15 protein-coding genes are annotated in these 16,840 nt (G+C 62.1%); 5 read left to right on the top strand and 10 right to left on the bottom strand.

Translation table 11 applies throughout. The features are described 5' to 3' along the window. Positions 1–47 precede the first annotated feature (47 nt). Together ACWPVA_RS16700 and ACWPVA_RS16695 are read right to left on the bottom strand one after the other, a co-directional pair. Positions 48–1,190 (bottom strand): CaiB/BaiF CoA transferase family protein, encoded by a 1,143-nt coding sequence (locus ACWPVA_RS16700; RefSeq protein WP_454288747.1) that lies wholly within the window; start codon positions 1,188–1,190, stop codon positions 48–50. Beyond that, positions 1,187–1,963 (bottom strand): citryl-CoA lyase, encoded by a 777-nt coding sequence (locus tag ACWPVA_RS16695; RefSeq protein ID WP_454288746.1) that lies wholly within the window; start codon positions 1,961–1,963, stop codon positions 1,187–1,189. Before ACWPVA_RS16695 ends, ACWPVA_RS16700 begins: the two co-directional genes overlap by 4 nt. 116 nt (positions 1,964–2,079) lie before the next feature. Between ACWPVA_RS16695 and ACWPVA_RS16690 the strand changes: the two genes are divergently transcribed. The 3 genes from ACWPVA_RS16690 to ACWPVA_RS16680 all read left to right on the top strand — a co-directional run bounded on the left by ACWPVA_RS16690 (position 2,080) and on the right by ACWPVA_RS16680 (position 5,305). After that, positions 2,080–2,943, top strand: a complete 864-nt coding sequence (locus ACWPVA_RS16690; RefSeq protein ID WP_454288745.1) for a dioxygenase family protein — start codon at positions 2,080–2,082, stop codon at positions 2,941–2,943. Positions 2,944–2,968: 25 nt separating this feature from the next. Beyond that, entirely contained in the window at positions 2,969–3,772 is an 804-nt protein-coding gene (locus ACWPVA_RS16685) for an IclR family transcriptional regulator domain-containing protein (RefSeq protein WP_454288744.1), read from the top strand. 81 nt (positions 3,773–3,853) lie between these two features. Next, a complete protein-coding gene (locus ACWPVA_RS16680) occupies positions 3,854–5,305 on the top strand; it encodes an amidohydrolase family protein (protein ID WP_454288743.1) in 1,452 nt (483 codons plus the stop codon). A gap of 85 nt (positions 5,306–5,390) precedes the next feature. Here ACWPVA_RS16680 and ACWPVA_RS16675 read toward each other — a convergent pair whose 3' ends face one another. The 5 genes from ACWPVA_RS16675 to ACWPVA_RS16655 all read right to left on the bottom strand — a co-directional run bounded on the left by ACWPVA_RS16675 (position 5,391) and on the right by ACWPVA_RS16655 (position 11,674). Further along, positions 5,391–7,202, bottom strand: a complete 1,812-nt coding sequence (locus tag ACWPVA_RS16675; protein ID WP_454288742.1) for an ABC transporter ATP-binding protein — start codon at positions 7,200–7,202, stop codon at positions 5,391–5,393. Between the two features lie 8 nt (positions 7,203–7,210). Further along, positions 7,211–8,089 carry a metallophosphoesterase family protein gene (locus ACWPVA_RS16670; protein WP_454288741.1) on the bottom strand — a complete coding sequence of 293 codons (879 nt, stop codon included), beginning with the start codon at positions 8,087–8,089 and terminating at the stop codon, positions 7,211–7,213. Between the two features lie 65 nt (positions 8,090–8,154). Next, complete coding sequence (locus ACWPVA_RS16665; protein ID WP_454288740.1) at positions 8,155–9,711, bottom strand: ABC transporter substrate-binding protein; 1,557 nt, start codon at positions 9,709–9,711, stop codon at positions 8,155–8,157. A 94-nt stretch (positions 9,712–9,805) separates the two neighbouring features. Continuing rightward, the gene (locus tag ACWPVA_RS16660) at positions 9,806–10,729 is read right to left on the bottom strand and encodes an ABC transporter permease (RefSeq protein WP_454288739.1); all 924 of its coding nucleotides are present in this window, start codon (positions 10,727–10,729) and stop codon (positions 9,806–9,808) included. Positions 10,730–10,744: 15 nt separating this feature from the next. Then, positions 10,745–11,674 (bottom strand): ABC transporter permease, encoded by a 930-nt coding sequence (locus ACWPVA_RS16655; RefSeq protein ID WP_454288738.1) that lies wholly within the window; start codon positions 11,672–11,674, stop codon positions 10,745–10,747. A 166-nt stretch (positions 11,675–11,840) separates the two neighbouring features. Between ACWPVA_RS16655 and phnF the strand changes: the two genes are divergently transcribed. Beyond that, positions 11,841–12,578: a phosphonate metabolism transcriptional regulator PhnF gene (gene phnF / locus ACWPVA_RS16650; RefSeq protein ID WP_454288737.1), complete on the top strand. Its 738-nt coding sequence runs from the start codon at positions 11,841–11,843 to the stop codon at positions 12,576–12,578. A 40-nt stretch (positions 12,579–12,618) separates the two neighbouring features. On the opposite strand, the gene ACWPVA_RS16645 is transcribed toward phnF, so the two are convergent. Continuing rightward, positions 12,619–12,747, bottom strand: a complete 129-nt coding sequence (locus ACWPVA_RS16645; protein WP_454288736.1) for a hypothetical protein — start codon at positions 12,745–12,747, stop codon at positions 12,619–12,621. An 88-nt stretch (positions 12,748–12,835) separates the two neighbouring features. Here ACWPVA_RS16645 and ACWPVA_RS16640 point away from each other — a divergent pair, with 88 nt between their 5' ends. After that, positions 12,836–14,113, top strand: coding sequence for an L-fuconate dehydratase (locus ACWPVA_RS16640; protein ID WP_454288735.1), 1,278 nt, complete (start codon positions 12,836–12,838; stop codon positions 14,111–14,113). 220 nt (positions 14,114–14,333) lie between these two features. Here ACWPVA_RS16640 and ACWPVA_RS16635 read toward each other — a convergent pair whose 3' ends face one another. Then, positions 14,334–15,863, bottom strand: coding sequence for a UxaA family hydrolase (locus ACWPVA_RS16635; RefSeq protein ID WP_454288734.1), 1,530 nt, complete (start codon positions 15,861–15,863; stop codon positions 14,334–14,336). 51 nt (positions 15,864–15,914) lie between these two features. Then, on the bottom strand, positions 15,915–16,835 hold the full coding sequence (locus tag ACWPVA_RS16630; RefSeq protein WP_454288733.1) for an SMP-30/gluconolactonase/LRE family protein: 921 nt from the start codon (positions 16,833–16,835) through the stop codon (positions 15,915–15,917). Positions 16,836–16,840: the final 5 nt, after the last annotated feature.

Raw genomic sequence — 16,840 nt, 5'->3', positions numbered from 1 at the left:
GTTGTTGATGTGGAGCGGTCGCGCCTCCCGCGCGTCCGCGTGGTCGATCATCCGGCCTTGCGGCGGGCGAGTTCGGCGCGGATTTCTGCGCCATGCTGGTCGAGCAGCGGCGGCGGCGTCAGGCCCAATTCCGTCTCGCCGTCGAAACTGTAGGGCGCACGCACGGTGGTGAACTCGCCCATCGTCAGATGCGGCACGGTGACGGCGATGTGCAGGTGTTTGGCCTGCGGGTCTTCCAGCGCCTCGTTGCTGTCATAGGCGGGGGAATAGGGCACTTCGCCGGCCTCGAGCCGGGCGCACCATTCGTCCCGCGTGGCGGTCTTGAACACTGGCGTCAGGATATCGATCAGTTCGTCCTGATGATCGATCCGTTCAAGCCGTTCGGCAAAGCGCGGATCGCTGGCCAGTGCCTGCTGACCGGTCGCCTCCAGCAGGCCTTCCCAGAACTTCGGCGGCGACGACAGGTGGAAGGCGATCCACTTCCCGTCGGCGCATTCGAAGGTGTAGGACTGGCTCACGACCGGGCGCGACAGGGGGCCCATAATCTCGCCTACGCTGTAGTAATGGGTGAAGCTGTCGAGGTTGAAATGGCTCATCGCCTCCAGCATGGAAATATCGAGCCGCCGCCCCTTGCCGGTCTGGCCCCGCTCAATCAGTGCGGCGAGAATTCCGGTCGCGGCATAGTGGCCCGTTACCGCATCCGCGAGCGCCGGACCAATCACCCTTGGCCTTTCAGGCGGCGTCAGCAGCCGCAGGAAACCACTCGCGGCTTGGGCCACCGTGTCATAGGTCGGCCGGTCGCGGGCGGGACCCGACGTGCCGAAGCCCGAGATGGCGCAATAGACCAGCGCCGGGTTGAGCTTGTGCAGATCCGCCGCACCGGCCCCAACTTTTTCGGCGACGCCGGGGCGGAAGTTCTGGATGAAGACATCGGCCGAGGTGATCAGTTCGTGGAACACGCCGAGATCTTCGGGCTTGCGCGTGTCGAGCGCGATCGACCGCTTGTTGCGGTTGTAGGTCTGGAAATGCGGCGAATAGAGGCCGCCCTTGAACGCGCGGAAGGGGTCTCCTTCGCCGGGACGCTCCACCTTGATCACGTCGGCGCCGAGATCGGCGAGCTGCATGGCCGCCGCCGGGCCGGTGATATAGGTGCCCATTTCGATGACGCGGATGGATTTCAGCGGTTTCATTCTGCGGCCTTTCCGTCATAGGCGATCGCCTGGTCCGCCTGATGCGACATGATGAAGCCGATCGGCCGTTGGCTCTCCTCGTAGAGGTGGGCGGCAAGGCCGGCAGCGCGGGCCAGCAACGGCACCGCCTTCAGCGCCTCCAGTGGCCATCCCGCATCAAGGATCAGGGCCGGGATCGCCCCCGACACGTTGATCGGCAGTGGCCGGTTCATGATATCGGGCGCGTGGCGGCCAAGATGGCGCAGCGCCGCAACATGCGCCCCGGAGACGCCGAGTTCGTCGGCGATCTCCAGCAACCGGTCGGCGCGTGGATCGCCGCCCGAATGCTGCGGGTGCCCGAGACCCGGCACCTTTTTCCTCGCGGCCTTCAGATCCTTGAGCGAGGCGATCGCCGCCGCATCGTCGCCGCCAGCTGCCACGACCTCGGCAAGATAGCGGCCAGCAACTTCCGACGACCCTGCGACCACGGTGCCCATGCCGAGAAGACCGGCGGCCATGGCGCCCTGCCAGGCCTCCGGCGCTGCAACCAGAGTCATCCGTGCGGCCTGAACCGAGGGGACCAGCCCGTGCTCGGCGATTGCCACAAGACAGGCATTCATCGCGGCCGTCTGCTTTTCCGTCGGCCTGACACCGCAGACCAACAGCCAGAAATAGTCGGTGAAGTCGATCTTGCCGATCAGGTCACGGCACAGGTCATGGCCACGCACGGTAATCGAATGCTCGTCCGAGGTTGCAATGGCCGTGAAGGCATTGTCCTGTTTTCCAATCCGCATCGCCTATCCTTTTTCGCCTAGCGAATAAAAATTCACTTGCCGAATAATATGACCTGTTTTAGCTTTGCGTCAACCCGGGTTTCGGGACAGAGTTTCGGGGGGATGTGGAGGAAAGAATGCGCCAGATAAATCAGTTCACCATTACGGAGTCCGTGAAGGACAGCTTCAAGGCGGAGGAGGGCAGTCGCTTCAAGTTCCTCCTCGAGGCCTTTATCGATCACCTGCACGACTTTACCCGCGAGGTGAACATGACCCACGAGGAATGGATGGGCATGCTCAACTTCCTCTATGATTGCGGTCAGATCTCCACACCGGAGCGCCATGAATTCATCCTGCTGTCCGACGTGATCGGCCTGTCGGCGCTGGTCGACATGCTCAACACCAAGGGTGGCGCGACCGAAGGCTCCAATCTCGGTCCATTCTATCTCGACAACGCGCCGGTGCTTGAACTGGGCGCTGATCTTGCCCGGGGACGCGACGGCACCTCGCTGCTCGTCTACGGCATGGTTCGCGACACGTTGGGGAATCCGCTGCCGGGGGCAATCGTCGATACCTGGCAGGCCGATGGCACGGGCACCTATCCGATCCAGGAGCAGGCGTCAGGCCAGGACAAATACGACCTGCGTGGCAAGATGACGACCAACGAGAAGGGCGAGTACTATTACACGACCGTCCTGCCCAAGCCTTATACGGTTCCCTATGATGGCCCGGTGGGCAAGTTGCTGCGGGCCGGCAACCGCCATGCCTGGCGCGCCGCGCATTTGCACTACATCGTGCGCGCCGAGGGAATGCGCGCAATCACCACCGAACTGTTCTTCGAGAACACCGAATATATCGACAATGACGCAGTTTTCGGTGTGCGAAAATCGTTGATTGGCAAGCTCGAACCTGTCAAAAAAACCGAGGAACTCGGCTTCGCTCTGGAAAATCGCCCGGATGCGAAGTGCCGGTTCGACTTTGTCCTCGCGCCAGAGGGCTGAACCTTTGCTGGATCGGGGTGACACGGTGGATCAAAAGGCGCGACCGTCGGAATTCGTCGAGGCCCTTGCCAAGGGTATCGCGGTGATCGAATGCTTCGACGCCGCCCATCCCGATATGACGCTCAGCGAGATCGCAAGGCGCGTGGGCCTATCACCCGCCGCCGCGCGTCGCTCCCTGATCACATTGTCGGCGCTCGGCTACGTCGGGCTGACCGGCAAGCGCTACCACCTGCGGCCCAAGGTGATGACGCTCGGCTCCGGCTTCTATTTCGCCGCCCGGATCGACGAACTGCTGCTCCCGGAACTGCGCCAGATCGTGGACGCGCATGGGGACGCGGCCTCCGTTGCCATGCTCGACGGCCATGATGTCATCTATATTGCCCACCATTCGACCCAGCGCGCACGCCGGGCCACAGCTGTGGTTGGTGCGCGCTATCCGGCCCACGCCACCTCGCTCGGCCGGGTATTGCTAGCAGGCCTGCCAGACAAGGAACTCAACCGCTATTTCGAAACCGTCGAGCCAAAGGCGCTGACCTCGCGCACGGTAGTCTCAAAGGAGGAGTTGCGCCGCCTGGTGTGGAAGGCGCGCGAACTCGGCTATGCCACCACGGTCGATCAGCTCGATTATGGCATCACCGCGCTTGCGGTGCCGATCCGCAATGCCGATGGCCGAACGACTGCCGCCGTCAATTCTTCCGGCTATTCCGGTCTGGTCAGTGTAGACCAGATGGTCGCCGAACGCCTCCAGGATCTTCGCGCCGCCGCAAGCCGCATCAGCGCTGCCTCGGCCCGCGCGCCTGCGCTGTCTGCCGTTCTCAACGGAAACTGACTAAGCATGATGCGGACTCGCGGTAGAGCTGGTCCCGAAATTAGCCGAATAAATTTTCGCATTCCGAAATGGGAGGAAGCCATGTGCAAGTTCTGTGATACCCGCCTGCGGGCTCCGGCCGAGGTCGGCGGGGGGCCGTCGATGACGGCGCGCGCGGCGCCAGCCGCCATGCCGAAAGGTATTGGCCAGGCTGGTCGCCGCGCGCTGATCAGGGGCGGTGCGGTGCTGTCCATGGACGCCGCAGTTGGCAATTTCACGGTGGGCGACGTGCTAATCGAAGGATCGAAAATCCTCGAGGTCGGCCCGTTGATCGACGGCGGCGATGTCACGGTTATCGACGCGGCGGGCATGATCGTGATGCCGGGTTTCATCGACACCCATCATCATCAGTTCGAAACGGCGCTGCGCAGCCTCCTGTCCGATGCGATCCTGGTCAATGACGGGCGGCCGGAAAGCACGGCTAATTATTATGAATGGATGCTGCAGAAATTCTCGGTGCTTTATCGTCCACGGGATGTCTATATCTCCGAACTGTTCGGCGGCATCGCCCAGATCGATGCAGGCGTGACCACCGTGATGGATGTCAGTCAGATTCACCACTCGCCGGAGCATTCCGATGCAGCGATCGAGGCGCTGCGCGACACCGGCCGGCGCGCTGTCTTCGGCTATTTCGAGGGCTGGGGCGACGGGGCGAAATATCCGGGCGACGCGCGCCGGATCAAGGCCGAACACTTCGCCAGCGACGACCAGTTGCTGACCATGGTGATGGGCGGCGAGATCTACCTGCCGTTCCACGAGGAGGCCTGGGCGATCGGTCGCGAGTTGAACATTCCGATCGCGCTGCATGTCGTCGGCACCTTCGGCATGCAGCCGACCTTTGATGGCCTGGCGATGGCCGGCAAGTTTGGTCCCGACAACATCTTCATCCACATGACCGGCATGAGCGAGATGGCCTGGAAGACAGCGGCCGATGCCGGTGCCCATGTTTCACTCTCCGTGCCCATCGAGATGCAGATGCGCCATGGCGAGCCGCCGCTACAGAAGGCCCTTGATCTCGGCATCCAGCCGTCGTTGTCGACGGATGTCGAATGCACGATGACGGCTGACATGTTCACGCAGATGCGCTCGGCGATAACCTTTCAGCGCATGGTTGCCAACGAGAAGGCCTTGCGTGGCGAGGATTATCCTAAGCTTCTCTCTGCAATCGATGCTATCCGCTTCGCCACGATCGAGGGCGCGCGCGGGCTGAAGCTCGACCATAAGACCGGTACGTTGACGCCGGGCAAGGAGGCCGACATCATTCTGCTCGACGCCACGGCGCTCAACGTCGCTCCGCTCAATCACGTGCCGGGGGCCGTGGTGACGCTGATGGAGCGCAGCAATGTATCCACTGTCATCTGTGCAGGCCAAGTCCGCAAATGGCAGGGTCACCTGATCGGGCATGACATTGAAAAGCTGCGGCACGAGCTGGAGGCAAGCCGCGACTATCTCTTCGAAAAGGCCGGCGTCGAGAGAGACCTGTTCAGGACTTGATGGCTTGTTTCAATCTCGTCCGTTGTAACGTGACGAAATGCGGGTGGGCCTGACACCTCGGGGACCATGAAAGCGGTGGGCTTGCCTAGCCTGCGAGAAACAGGTGATCAGTACCCGCACTCAGATACTCATTCGCCAGTGGCAGGTAGCCCATGGGGCGGATCGGGATTTTACGTTCGACCTGCAAAACCAGCCCGCTCGCGCGGCGGTGGTTCGGATCGGCGACCGGAACAGCGTTGAGCAACTGTCGCGTATAATCGTGCCGCGGCCGCTGCAGAACCGCGTCCGTGGCACCGATCTCGACAATCCGGCCCTGGTCCAGGACCGCCACGCGGTGGCTCATTTTCTCGATGACTGCAATGTCGTGCGAGATGAAAAGGTAGGCGATGCCATCTTCGCGCTGCAGTTCCTGCAGCAGGTCGATTACTTCCGCCTGCACCGAGACATCGAGCGCCGAAACGGCCTCGTCCGCGACGATGATCTTCGGTTTCGATGAAAGCGCGCGGGCTATGCAGATCCGCTGGCGCTGGCCGCCGGAGAACTGGTGCGGATAGCGGTCGATGCTGTCGAGGGGCAGGCGCACCCTGGCAAGAAGTTCCGCTGCGATCTCCCGCCTCTCGCGCAGATTGAGTTGCGTGTGAATGCACAGCGGTTCGGTGACAAGGTCGGCGACCGTCATGCGCGGATTGAGGCTCGCATAGGGATCCTGGAAGATCATCTGCAAGTCACGCCGCATTGGCCGCATATGGCGACGGGTCAGCGGCACGAGGTCCTTGCCGCCGAGGAGAATTCGCCCGCTTTCCGGCTCTATGAGCTTGAGAACCGAACGACCGATGGTCGACTTGCCGGAACCGGACTCGCCGACCAGTCCAAGCGTTTCGCCCGCGCGCAGTGTGAAGCTGACATCCTCGACGGCATGGACCTGTGCCACCATCCGTTTCAGCATCCCCTTGTGAATCGGAAAGCGTGTGACGAGGTTCTTGACCTCGAGAACAATTCCATCGTCCGGGACTGCGCCATGCCCACGGTCCTCGGCGCCTGCTGCGGATTTCGGTTTGGCGTATACTGGCGCTCCCGAACCGAGCTTTGGCACGGCATTCAGAAGCTCGCGCGTATAGTCGGCGCGCGGCTGGCTAAACAGTGCATTTGTGTCGGCCGTCTCAATCATCTTGCCCTGACGCATCACGACCACCCGGTCGGCGATTTCGGCGACGACCCCCATGTCGTGCGTAATGAAGACGACCGCGGTGCCGCTGGTCTGCTGCAGCTCGCGGATGAGATCGAGAATGCCGGCTTGGATGGTGACGTCGAGCGCCGTGGTCGGTTCGTCGGCGATCAGCAACCGAGGCGAACAGGCAAGCGCCATGGCAATCATCACCCGCTGGCGCATTCCGCCCGAAAGCTCGTGCGGATATTGTTGCAGCCGCCGGTCGGGGTCGGAGAGGCGGACGCGGTCGAGAAGATCGCGCGCCTCACGCAGCGCCTGGCTCGGGGACAGGCGCTTGTGATGGATCAGCGTCTCACAGATCTGGTCGGCGATCGTCAGCACCGGATTGAGCGAGGTCATAGGTTCCTGGAAGATCATCGATATGGAATTGCCGCGAATGCGCTGCAGCTGCGCTTCGCTGCTCGCGGCAAGGTCGACGACGCTCGCGTCATCAAGCCGGAACGCGATGCGACCCTTGTCGAGCCGCCCGCCCTCCCGTTCGATGAGCCGCAAGATGGAAAGGGCGGTGACCGACTTGCCGGAACCGGATTCGCCGACGATCGCCAGCGTTTCGCCGGCGAAGAGGTCGAAGGAAAGATCCTCAACCGCAACCGACGGCCTCGTTGTCGGGCCGAAGGATACCGACAGGTTCTGGATCGAAAGCAGCGGGGTTCTGGTATTGCCAGTCATCGTCATACCTATTCGGCAGCTTGCTGGAGATGGCGAAGCCTGATTTCCGGATGCTCGTGGAAGGGCGGCAGCGGCTCGATCCAGCGGCGCGCCGTCTCTTCGGCATCGAGCGAGACCCGCATCGAATCCTTGCCGAACACGGTCCAGTCGATCCGCTCGGAAAGCTCGAGCAGCGCATAGGAACCGGCGGGCTCGGGATGGGTGGTGAAGGTCTCGGTCAGCGATTGCAGGGTGAAGTGCGGCTGGCCGTTGACCATGGTGAGCGTGTTCCAGTGCACATGGCCGGCAAAGCAGGCAACCGGCACGCGGGCTCCGGCGAGAATGGCGCGCACCCGCTCGGAAGCCCCGGGATAGGTCGAGGCATCCGGATTGCGCTGGAAGTAGTAATTGCCGGCCTGGGAATGGCCAGAGACCGGAACGTGGCTGAAGATCGCCAGCGGCCGCGTCGCATTGCGGACAACGCCGGCAAGCCAGAGCAGGTCGGCCTCCGGCAGGATGAAGCCACCCGGCCGGTGGATCTTCGCGTCGGCCCGCCAGATCACCAGCGTCCAGTCGCCCATGTCGACCGTCGTGCTGGAGAGATCCTGGCCGAGGATGGCGGCGTTCTCGTCGACGCTCAGATAGTCACGGTCGTGATTGCCGCAGATATGGAAGCGCGGAACGCTCATGCCGGCGAAGATCGCCGCGACATCCTGCTCCAGTTGCTTGTCCGTCTGCTTGTCGCAATCCGAGATGCGGTCGCCCATGTCGATGACGGCGTCCGGCCTGGTCGCCTCGACGAAACGCGAGAATTCCTCGAGCAGGGTGAGCGCCGAGGAACCCTTCTTGGTGAAGTTGTCCTTGCCGTGATGGATGTCGGTGACGATGCAGAGGCGTGTCGTGGCCATGGGAGTTCCGCTTGTGAATGGGAGTGGAACCGGGCGGCGAAGGCGCCGCCCGGCAGTATCGGGTCTTAGTTGGAAGCGACCGAGATCGAGCCGGCGCGGAAGTCGAGCACGTAGGGAATGTGGCCCGGCTTGGGAGCCCACTGAATGCCCTTCTGCATCGCCCAGGATTCATAGGGCTGATAGAGAACGAGCATCGGCGGGTCCTGCTTGATGCGGTCCATCAGCTCGGCATAGGCGGCCTTGCGGTCCTCGACCTTCTCGGAGAAGCGGAACTTCTCCCAGGTCTTGGCATAGGCTTCGTCGGTCTTGAAGCGGCCCTCGCCTTCCGACGGGCCCTCCGGTGCCCACATCACGCCGAACGAGCCGAAGGGGTCGGCGAAGTACATCGGGTTCGACCAGTTGCGCACCATCATGGTCGGATCGCCGCCCGTCCACTTGTCGTCGACATTGATGCGGGTCTTGATGCCGATCGCATTCCACATTTCGGCGATCGCCTGCATGGCGAGCAGGCCATTGGTGTAGTAGCCGGCCGCGGTATCCATGCGGATCTCCTCGCCCTTGTAGGAGGATTCGGCCAGCAGCTTCTTGGCCTTTTCGAGGTCGTATTCGAAGGTCTTGACGTCCGGCATGTAGAGTTCGCCGAACTGCTTGTAGGTGTGGGTCGAGGGGACCACGGCCTTGCCGAGCCACAGCGCCTGGTTCAGCGTTTCGCGGTCGACCGCATAGCTGATCGCCTGGCGGAACTTCGGATCCTTCATCACGTCGTTCTGGGTGTTGAAGATCAGGATGTGGAACAGCGGCGTGACGTCGCTGGCGATCTTCAGATTGCTGTCGGCCTCGATGGTCGACAGCTGGTCCGGCGGCACGTTGGTGATGATGTCGACTTCCTTGTTCTTCAGCGCCGTGATGCGGCTCGCCATTTCCGGAACGTAGGAGACCGTCACCTTCTCGAAGGGTGCCTTGTCGCCCCAGAACGCGTCATGGCGCTCCCAGACGAGCTTTTCGCCGGGCACGAACTGCGAGATCTTGTAGGGGCCGGTGCCGACGGGGGCGAGCGAGAAGGCTTCGAAGTCGGCGTCCTCGGCGACGTTCGGATCACCGGTGAGCGCCTTGGTGTATTTCTCCGGCATGATCATCAGCTGCTGCATGTTGATCAGCGTTTCCCACAGCGGCTCGGGGCGCTTGGCGACGATGCGGATCGTGTGTTCGTCGACCTTCTCGGCGCGGTCGAAATTGCCCAGGCGATCCTTGGCGCGGACGATATAGGGCTTGAAGGTCGGCTGCAGCATGCGGTTCAGCGAGAAGATGACGTCGTCGGCTGTCATCGGGTCGCCGTTCTGGAAGACCACGCCCTGACGCAGCTTCAGCTCCATTACGGTCGGCTCGACGAGCTTCCATTCGGTCGCGAGGCCCGGACGGAACGTCGTTTCTGCGGTTTCGGCATCCTTGTCGATAAGGACGTCGAAGCTGTTGTAGTAGAACTGCGAACCGACATTGGAGTGGTCGCGGCCCGGATCGAGATAGGACGGCATATTGGCCGAGCCGACCTTCAGTTCGGCGGAAAGGGCACTGCCGCTCATGAGCGCGAGCAGCGTCGAAGCGATGATCATTCTGGTCTTCATGGTAGTCTCCGTTGCAGGGCTTGAAAGGTCCGACCGCTTGTCATGCCGCCGGCAATCAGTTCGGCGGCGGGGATCGCCGCTTGGGTCTTGGCGCTCAGCGGTCCCGCAGGCGCACATCCATGCGATCGCGCAGCCGGTCTCCCAGCATCTGCACGACGAAGGTGATGGACAGGATCAGCAGTGCCGGGGCCGCGACGATCCAGGGCGCCGTGTGCATGTAGTCGCGGCCGATGCCGACCATGGAGCCGAGTGTCGCGGTCGGCGGTCTGAGGCCAAGGCCGAGGAAGGAGAGGCTCGATTCCAGCAGCACAATGTTCGAGAAGTTGAGCGTGAACATCACGACAAGCGGCGAAATGACGTTGGGTACGATGTGCCGCAATGCAATCCTGAGCGGTGAGGCACCGGCGGCCCGTGACGCCTCGATGAAGGGCATTTCACGAAGCTTCAGCACCTCGCCGCGGATGATGCGGGCATACTGCTCCCAGTAGGCGATCCCGAGCACGATGATGAGCACCTGGAGGTCACTGCCGAAGACGGAGACGGCCAGAAGTGCCACAAGCGTGAAGGGGACGGCAATCTGGATGTCGACAAGCGCCATCACCAGTGCGTCGATCCGTCCGCCCGCAGTACCGGCCAAAAGGCCGAGCGTTCCGCCGATCATCATCCCGATGACCGCGCCGGAAAGGGCGATCGAGAGCGTCATCTGTAGTCCATAGAGGCAGCGCGTCAGCACATCACGGCCGAGTTCGTCGGTTCCGAAGAGATGGCCGACTCTCGCGTCGGCAAATCCGATCGGCGGCCTCAGCCGCGAAAGCAGACTCTGCGCATTGGGTTCGAACGGTGAAATCAGCGGTGCGGCGAGCGCAGCAAACACCAGCAGGGCGGCAAGTATCAGAACCAGGCGCATCGACCAGTCAAGTCCGGTCCAGAGGCGGCGCATCTTTGCCGGCATGCGGAGGCGGGCGAGGAACGGATTGCCGGCGGCTTCGGGCAGGGAATCAATCGTAGTGTCGGACATGTGCGCCATCCTTTCTCACGCGTTCTTTCCGAGGCGGACCCTCGGATCGGCAAGGCCGTAGGCAAGATCGACCAGCAGATTGATGACGATGACGGCAAGCGCGACCGACAGCACACCGAATTGCAGCACCGGATAGTCCCGGCGAATGGCCGAGGTGACCAGAAGCTCGCCGATGCCACGCCAGGAGAAGACCGTTTCGATGACCACGCTACCCGCGGCGGCTAGACCGGCGATCTGCAGGCCGAGCACGGACAGGATGGTGATATTGGCGTTGCGCAACGCATGCTTGAAGATGACGACCCGCTCCGGCAGCCCCTTCGCCCGCGCCGTGCGCAGGTATTCCTGGCTGAGCACGTCGAGCATGGCGTTGCGCGTGAAGCGCGTCATCCCGGCGATATAGAAGGTCGAAAGCGCTGTGACCGGCATGACAAAGTGCAGCCAGGTGGAATTGCCCGTCGATGGCAGCCAGCCGAGCCAGAACGAAAAGATCAGCAGTAGCAGGATGGCGAGAACGAAATTGGGAATGGCATAGCCGAAGAAGGCGCCACTCATGATGGCATTGCCGATCCATGAATTGCGATAGATCGCAGCGGCGATCCCCGCGGGCACGGAGACGGCGAGCGTCAGCGCGACGGCGCCGATCAGAAGCTGGAGCGAGGGCCAGACCCGCTCGGCGAAGATCAGCGCCACAGGACGCCGCTCGATCAACGACAGGCCGAAATTGCCGTCTATCAGCGAAGCGAGATAGCGCACGAACTGCTCGCCGTAAGAGCCATCGAGCCCGTAATACTCGATGAGCAACTGGCGATCCTTCGCGCTGAGACCCTCGCCGGCCAGGAAGTCGATCGCATTGCCGGAAAGCCGGGTGGCGAAGAAGACCGCCGTGAGGATGACCGCCACGGTCAGGCACATGCGCAACAATCTGCTGATGATGAATTCGAGCATCGCTTTGTCCTGTGAACTTGTCTGGATTGTATGGACATGTTCTGTTACAGCCGTGTTGCCGGCGCATGATTTTTTTGTGACGCGGCTTGAGCCGGTTGGAAGCAACGGACAATGAGGGAATACGGCAACCAACGGCGCCGAATTTGGGTCAGGCAAGGGTCAGTGAATGGACATTTCGAACAACCCCATGTGGCGGGATCGGGACCTGCCGGTCTGGCGACAGATCGAGGCGGACGTGGAGGTGGACATCCAGACGGGCGTGTTCGGCGCCGGAGAAAGACTGCCGAGCGAGCATGAGCTGACGGCAAAATACGGCGTCAATCGACATACGGTGCGCCAGGCGCTCGCCAGCCTTGCCCAGAAGGGGATCGTCAAGGCGCATCAGGGCAAGGGCGTTTTCGTTGCCGATGAACCGTTCGAATACCGGCTGGACCGTAACGCGAAGTGGAGCGAGGTGGAGAAGCGCTTCGACGGCGGATCCGGCGGGCGTTTGCTCGACAGCTATGAGCAGCCGGCAAGCCAGGCGATTGCCCGCGCCCTGAAGCTCGAGGTCGGCACACCGCTGATTTTGACAGAGACTCTGCGCACGGTGGGTCCGGGCATCGCCACATATGGATATCACATGTTTGAAAAGGATAGGTTCGACGGAATAGCCGCGGCCTTCCAGGAGACCGCGAGCTTCACCCGGGCGCTGGCCACCTTCGGTGTCAAAGCCTTCTTCCGTGCCTCGACATGGATCGACTGCCGCATGCCGCGCCCGCGTGAGGCGGCCGCCCTTGCGGTTTCGATCTCGCTACCGGTCATGATCATGACCTATGTCGATACCGACAGCGACGGCACGCCGATCCTCTACGGCCACGGCGTCTTCCCGAAACGCACGATGCGCATCAGGATCGACACCTAAGCGAGCAGAAATACGGTACTCGAACGCAATGTTGCGTTGGTCAGAGCACAGATGAGATCCGGGTCCTGACATTGGATGGCTCGATCCGCAGCCGTGCCGCCTCGTGCCCCGTGCCGGGAATGCCGCTCGATCTGCCGAAGGCCGATCCATAGGTCGTGGATATGATCACGGTGCAATGCCCGAGCCTGATGTAGCGCCCTTCCGCGCAGGGCCTGCTGGCGCTTGACCCCTCGGTCAACTCAAGGCAGTTTCTCCCTATGACCAAGATCACCAGCCTGCGCTCGATCGACTTGCGTTTTCCCACTTCGCAGAGCCTTGATGGCTCGGACGCGATGAATCCGGATCCTGACTATTCCGCCGCCTATGTCGTGCTAGGAACGGACAATCCGCAACTCGAAGGCCACGGCCTGACCTTCACCATCGGTCGCGGTAACGAGATCTGCTGCGCGGCGATCGATGCGCTGCATCACCTTATCGTCGGCCTCGATCTCGAATGGGTCAAGGCGAATCCTGGCCGGTTCTGGCGCTACATTACCGGCGACAGCCAGTTGCGCTGGATCGGGCCGGACAAGGGCGCCATGCACCTTGCGACGGGCGCCGTCGTCAATGCCGTGTGGGACCTCATGGCCAAGGAGGCCGGAAAGCCGGTCTGGCGTCTCGTTGCCGATATGACCCCGGAGGAAATCCTCTCCATCGTCGATTTCCGCTATCTGACCGACGCGATCACGCCGGACGAAGCGCTGGCGATCCTCAGGAAGGCGGAAGCAGACAAGGCAGAACGCATCGCCCGGCTCGAGAAGGAAGGCTATGCCTGCTACACGACATCGGCCGGCTGGCTCGGCTATGACGACGCCAAGCTACGTCGCCTGTGCCAGGAAGCCGTCGACCAGGGCTTCACCCACATCAAGATGAAGGTCGGCCGCGACTTGGAGGACGACAAGCGTCGTCTCAGGATTGCCCGCGAAGTGATCGGCGCCGACCGCTACCTGATGATCGATGCCAATCAGGTCTGGGAGGTTGGCGATGCGATCGACTGGGTCAAGGCGCTTTCGGTTTACAGGCCCTTCTTCATCGAGGAGCCGACGAGCCCGGACGACATCGCCGGCCACAAGGCGATCCGCGAGGCGGTCGCTCCAGTGAAGGTCGCGACCGGCGAGATGTGCCAGAACCGGATCGTCTTCAAACAGATGATTGCCGGCGGCGCGATCGACATCGTGCAGATCGACAGTTGCCGAATGGGAGGTTTGAACGAGGTCCTGGCAGTGCTGCTGATGGCTGCCAAGTATGGCTTGCCGGTGTGGCCGCACGCCGGTGGCGTCGGCCTTTGCGAATATGTCCAGCATCTGTCGATGATCGACTATGTCGCGGTTTCGGGCACCAAGGAGGGCCGCGTGATCGAATACGTCGATCACCTGCACGAGCACTTCATCGACCCCTGCCGGATCGAGAACGCCGCCTACATGCCGCCCAGCCTGCCCGGTTTCTCGATCGAGATGAAGCCGGACTCGATCGAGCGCTATCGCTTCGAGGGCTGAATGGGCCCGGCCATTCAGAACGGCGTGACCGGCCGCATTTCTGGCCATTCCAACGCAATGCCGCATGTGCTCGCTGACATTTTCGTCGCTTCGATGCGGCCAGCCGGGCAATCATCCGACTCCGTTTGAGCCAGCAGAATGCTTCAATCGAGTCAGGAAACGCTCTAAGGCCTGCTCCCGGAATGCGGGTCTCAGCGAATTGGGTAGACCTCCTACGGCCTCAGGTGACCGCTCCGACCTGCCACGGCACAAATTCGTTGTCGCCGTATGCGAATTCCTCGCTACGCGTCTTCTTGCCGGAGGCGACCGCGATCACCTCCTCGAAGATGCGTCGGCCCGCCGCCTCGATCGTGTCCTCGCCCGAGACGATGTCGCCGCAGTTGAGGTCCATGTCCTCCTGCATATGGCGATACATTTCGGAATTGGTGGCGATCTTGATGCAGGGGGCCGGCTTGAAACCTGAGACCGAGCCGCGACCGGTGGTGAAACAGATGACGTTGCAGCCACCCGCCACCTGGCCCGTCACTGCGACCGGATCATAACCGGGCGTATCCATGAAGACGAAGCCGGGCTCGGTGATGATCTCGGCATACTCGTAAACCGCCGAAAGCGGCATTGAACCGCCCTTGGCGACGGCCCCCAGCGATTTTTCAAGAATGGTGGTGAGGCCGCCGAGCTTGTTTCCGAAGGAGGGATTGTTGTTGAGTTCGTCGCCGTTTCGGGCGGTGTACTGACGCCACCACTCGATACGGTCGAGCAGTTTCTGGGCAACCGCCGGACTGACCGCGCGTCGGGTCAGCAGATGTTCGGCGCCGTAGATCTCCGGGGTCTCGGCAAGCACCGACGTCCCGCCGTTCTTGACCAAGAGATCCGAGGCAACGCCGAGCGCCGGATTGGCCGAAATGCCGGAATAGCCGTCAGAACCGCCGCATTCGAGCGCAAGCTTGATGCCCGACAAGGGTTGCGGCGTGCGGCCGACGGCATTGACGATCGGCAGCATCTCCTTGATCGCCTCGCAGGCCGCCTCGATGGTCTTTCGCGTGCCACCCGTATGCTGGATCGTCATGGTTTTGAGCAGAGCGCCTTCGGCCAGCTTGTAATGCTCAAGAATGGGGGCAATCTGGTTGGTCTCGCACCCCAGTCCGATCATCAAGATGCCGCCGAAATTGGGATGGCGGGCATAGCCCTGAATGGTACGCGTCAGGATGTGATAACCTTCCGACTGCGGATTGAGCGCACAGCCCGTGCCGTGGGTCAGAGCCACAACCCCGTCTATGTTAGGGAAACCATCGAGCCCGTGGTGGCGGTTGAAATGCTCGGCCACGTAGCGGGACACGGTGGCCGAACAGTTCACCGAGGAAATCACGCCAATATAGTTGCGCGTGCCCACCCCACCCCGGCCGCGATCAAAGCCCATGAACGTGCGCCGTTCGGTCTCTGGCAGGAGGACCGGTCCCGGAAGGCCGCCGAACTCGTAGTCATGGTGGGAATCGACCATTGCCAAATTGTGCAGATGGACGGCTTCGCCGGCTGCGATCGCCTTTGAGGCAACCCCGATCACCTGGCCGTATTTCAACACCTCCCTGCCTTCGGGAATATCGTGGAGCGCGACCTTGTGGCCTCGGCCGATCTGGGTCTTGGCGACGAGCCCTCCGGCGCCTGCCGGTGCGCCGGCGGGAATAGGCTTGCGGGCGACGCCGACATCATCGGCGGGGTTCAGGATGATGATCGGCGATACGGCGATGGTCATGGCGGGTCTCCCTGGGCAGACGAAATGGAAGCGAGCGGGACAGCAGACCCGTTATGGATATTGCGCGCCTGTCGCCGTTGTGTAGACGGCATAGAGCGAGCGCGTCGCAGTGATGAACAGCCGGTTGCGACGGGGTCCCCCAAAGGTCAGGTTGGCGACCGTCTGCGGCACCAGGATCTTGCCGAGCAGCGTGCCGTCGGGCGCAAAGCAATGCACGCCATCGCCCGCACTGGTCCAGACATTGCCATCGATGTCGATACGGAAACCATCAGGGATGCCCTTGTCGAGGTCGCAGAATACCCGACCGTTCACCAAGCTTGTTTCCTCGACAACGTCGAAGACACGAATGTGGCTGGGCGCGGTTTCGTCATGGCTTCTGGCGGAATCGGCAACATAGAGTTTCGTCTCGTCGGGCGAAAAGGCCAGTCCGTTCGGCTGGCGAAAATCGTCGACAACAACTGAAAGCGCACCACTCAAGGGATCGAGCCGATAGACGTTGCGGGTTTGCTGCTCGGGTTCGGCCTGGTATCCCTCATAATCGGACAGGATGCCGTAGGTCGGATCGGTAAACCAGATACTGCCGTCGGATTTGACCACGACATCGTTGGGGGCGTTGAGCCGTTTATTTTCGAAACGATCGGCAAGAACCGTGATGCGACCATCGATTTCCGTGCGGGTTACCCGACGTCCGCCATGCTCGCAGGAAATGAGCCTGCCCTCACGGTCGCGGGTATTGCCATTTGTGAAGTTCGACGGCTCGCGGAACACCGACACGCCGCCACCCGGCGCATAGTGCAGCATGCGCTGGTTGGGAATGTCGCTGAACAAAAGGCAGTTTAGGTCGCCGAACCAGACGGGGCCTTCCGCCCAGCGGCAATCGGAATAGAGTTCGTCGAGCCCGGCGCTCAGGACGATCAACTGGCGGAAACGGGCGTCTCGGATCTCGTAGATCGAAGAAGGGGAAGTCACCATGGGGG

This window comes from Rhizobium arsenicireducens, assembly GCF_964021225.1.
Note: the sequence above shows the minus strand (reverse complement) of the source record. Positions and strands in the feature narration are given on the sequence as shown.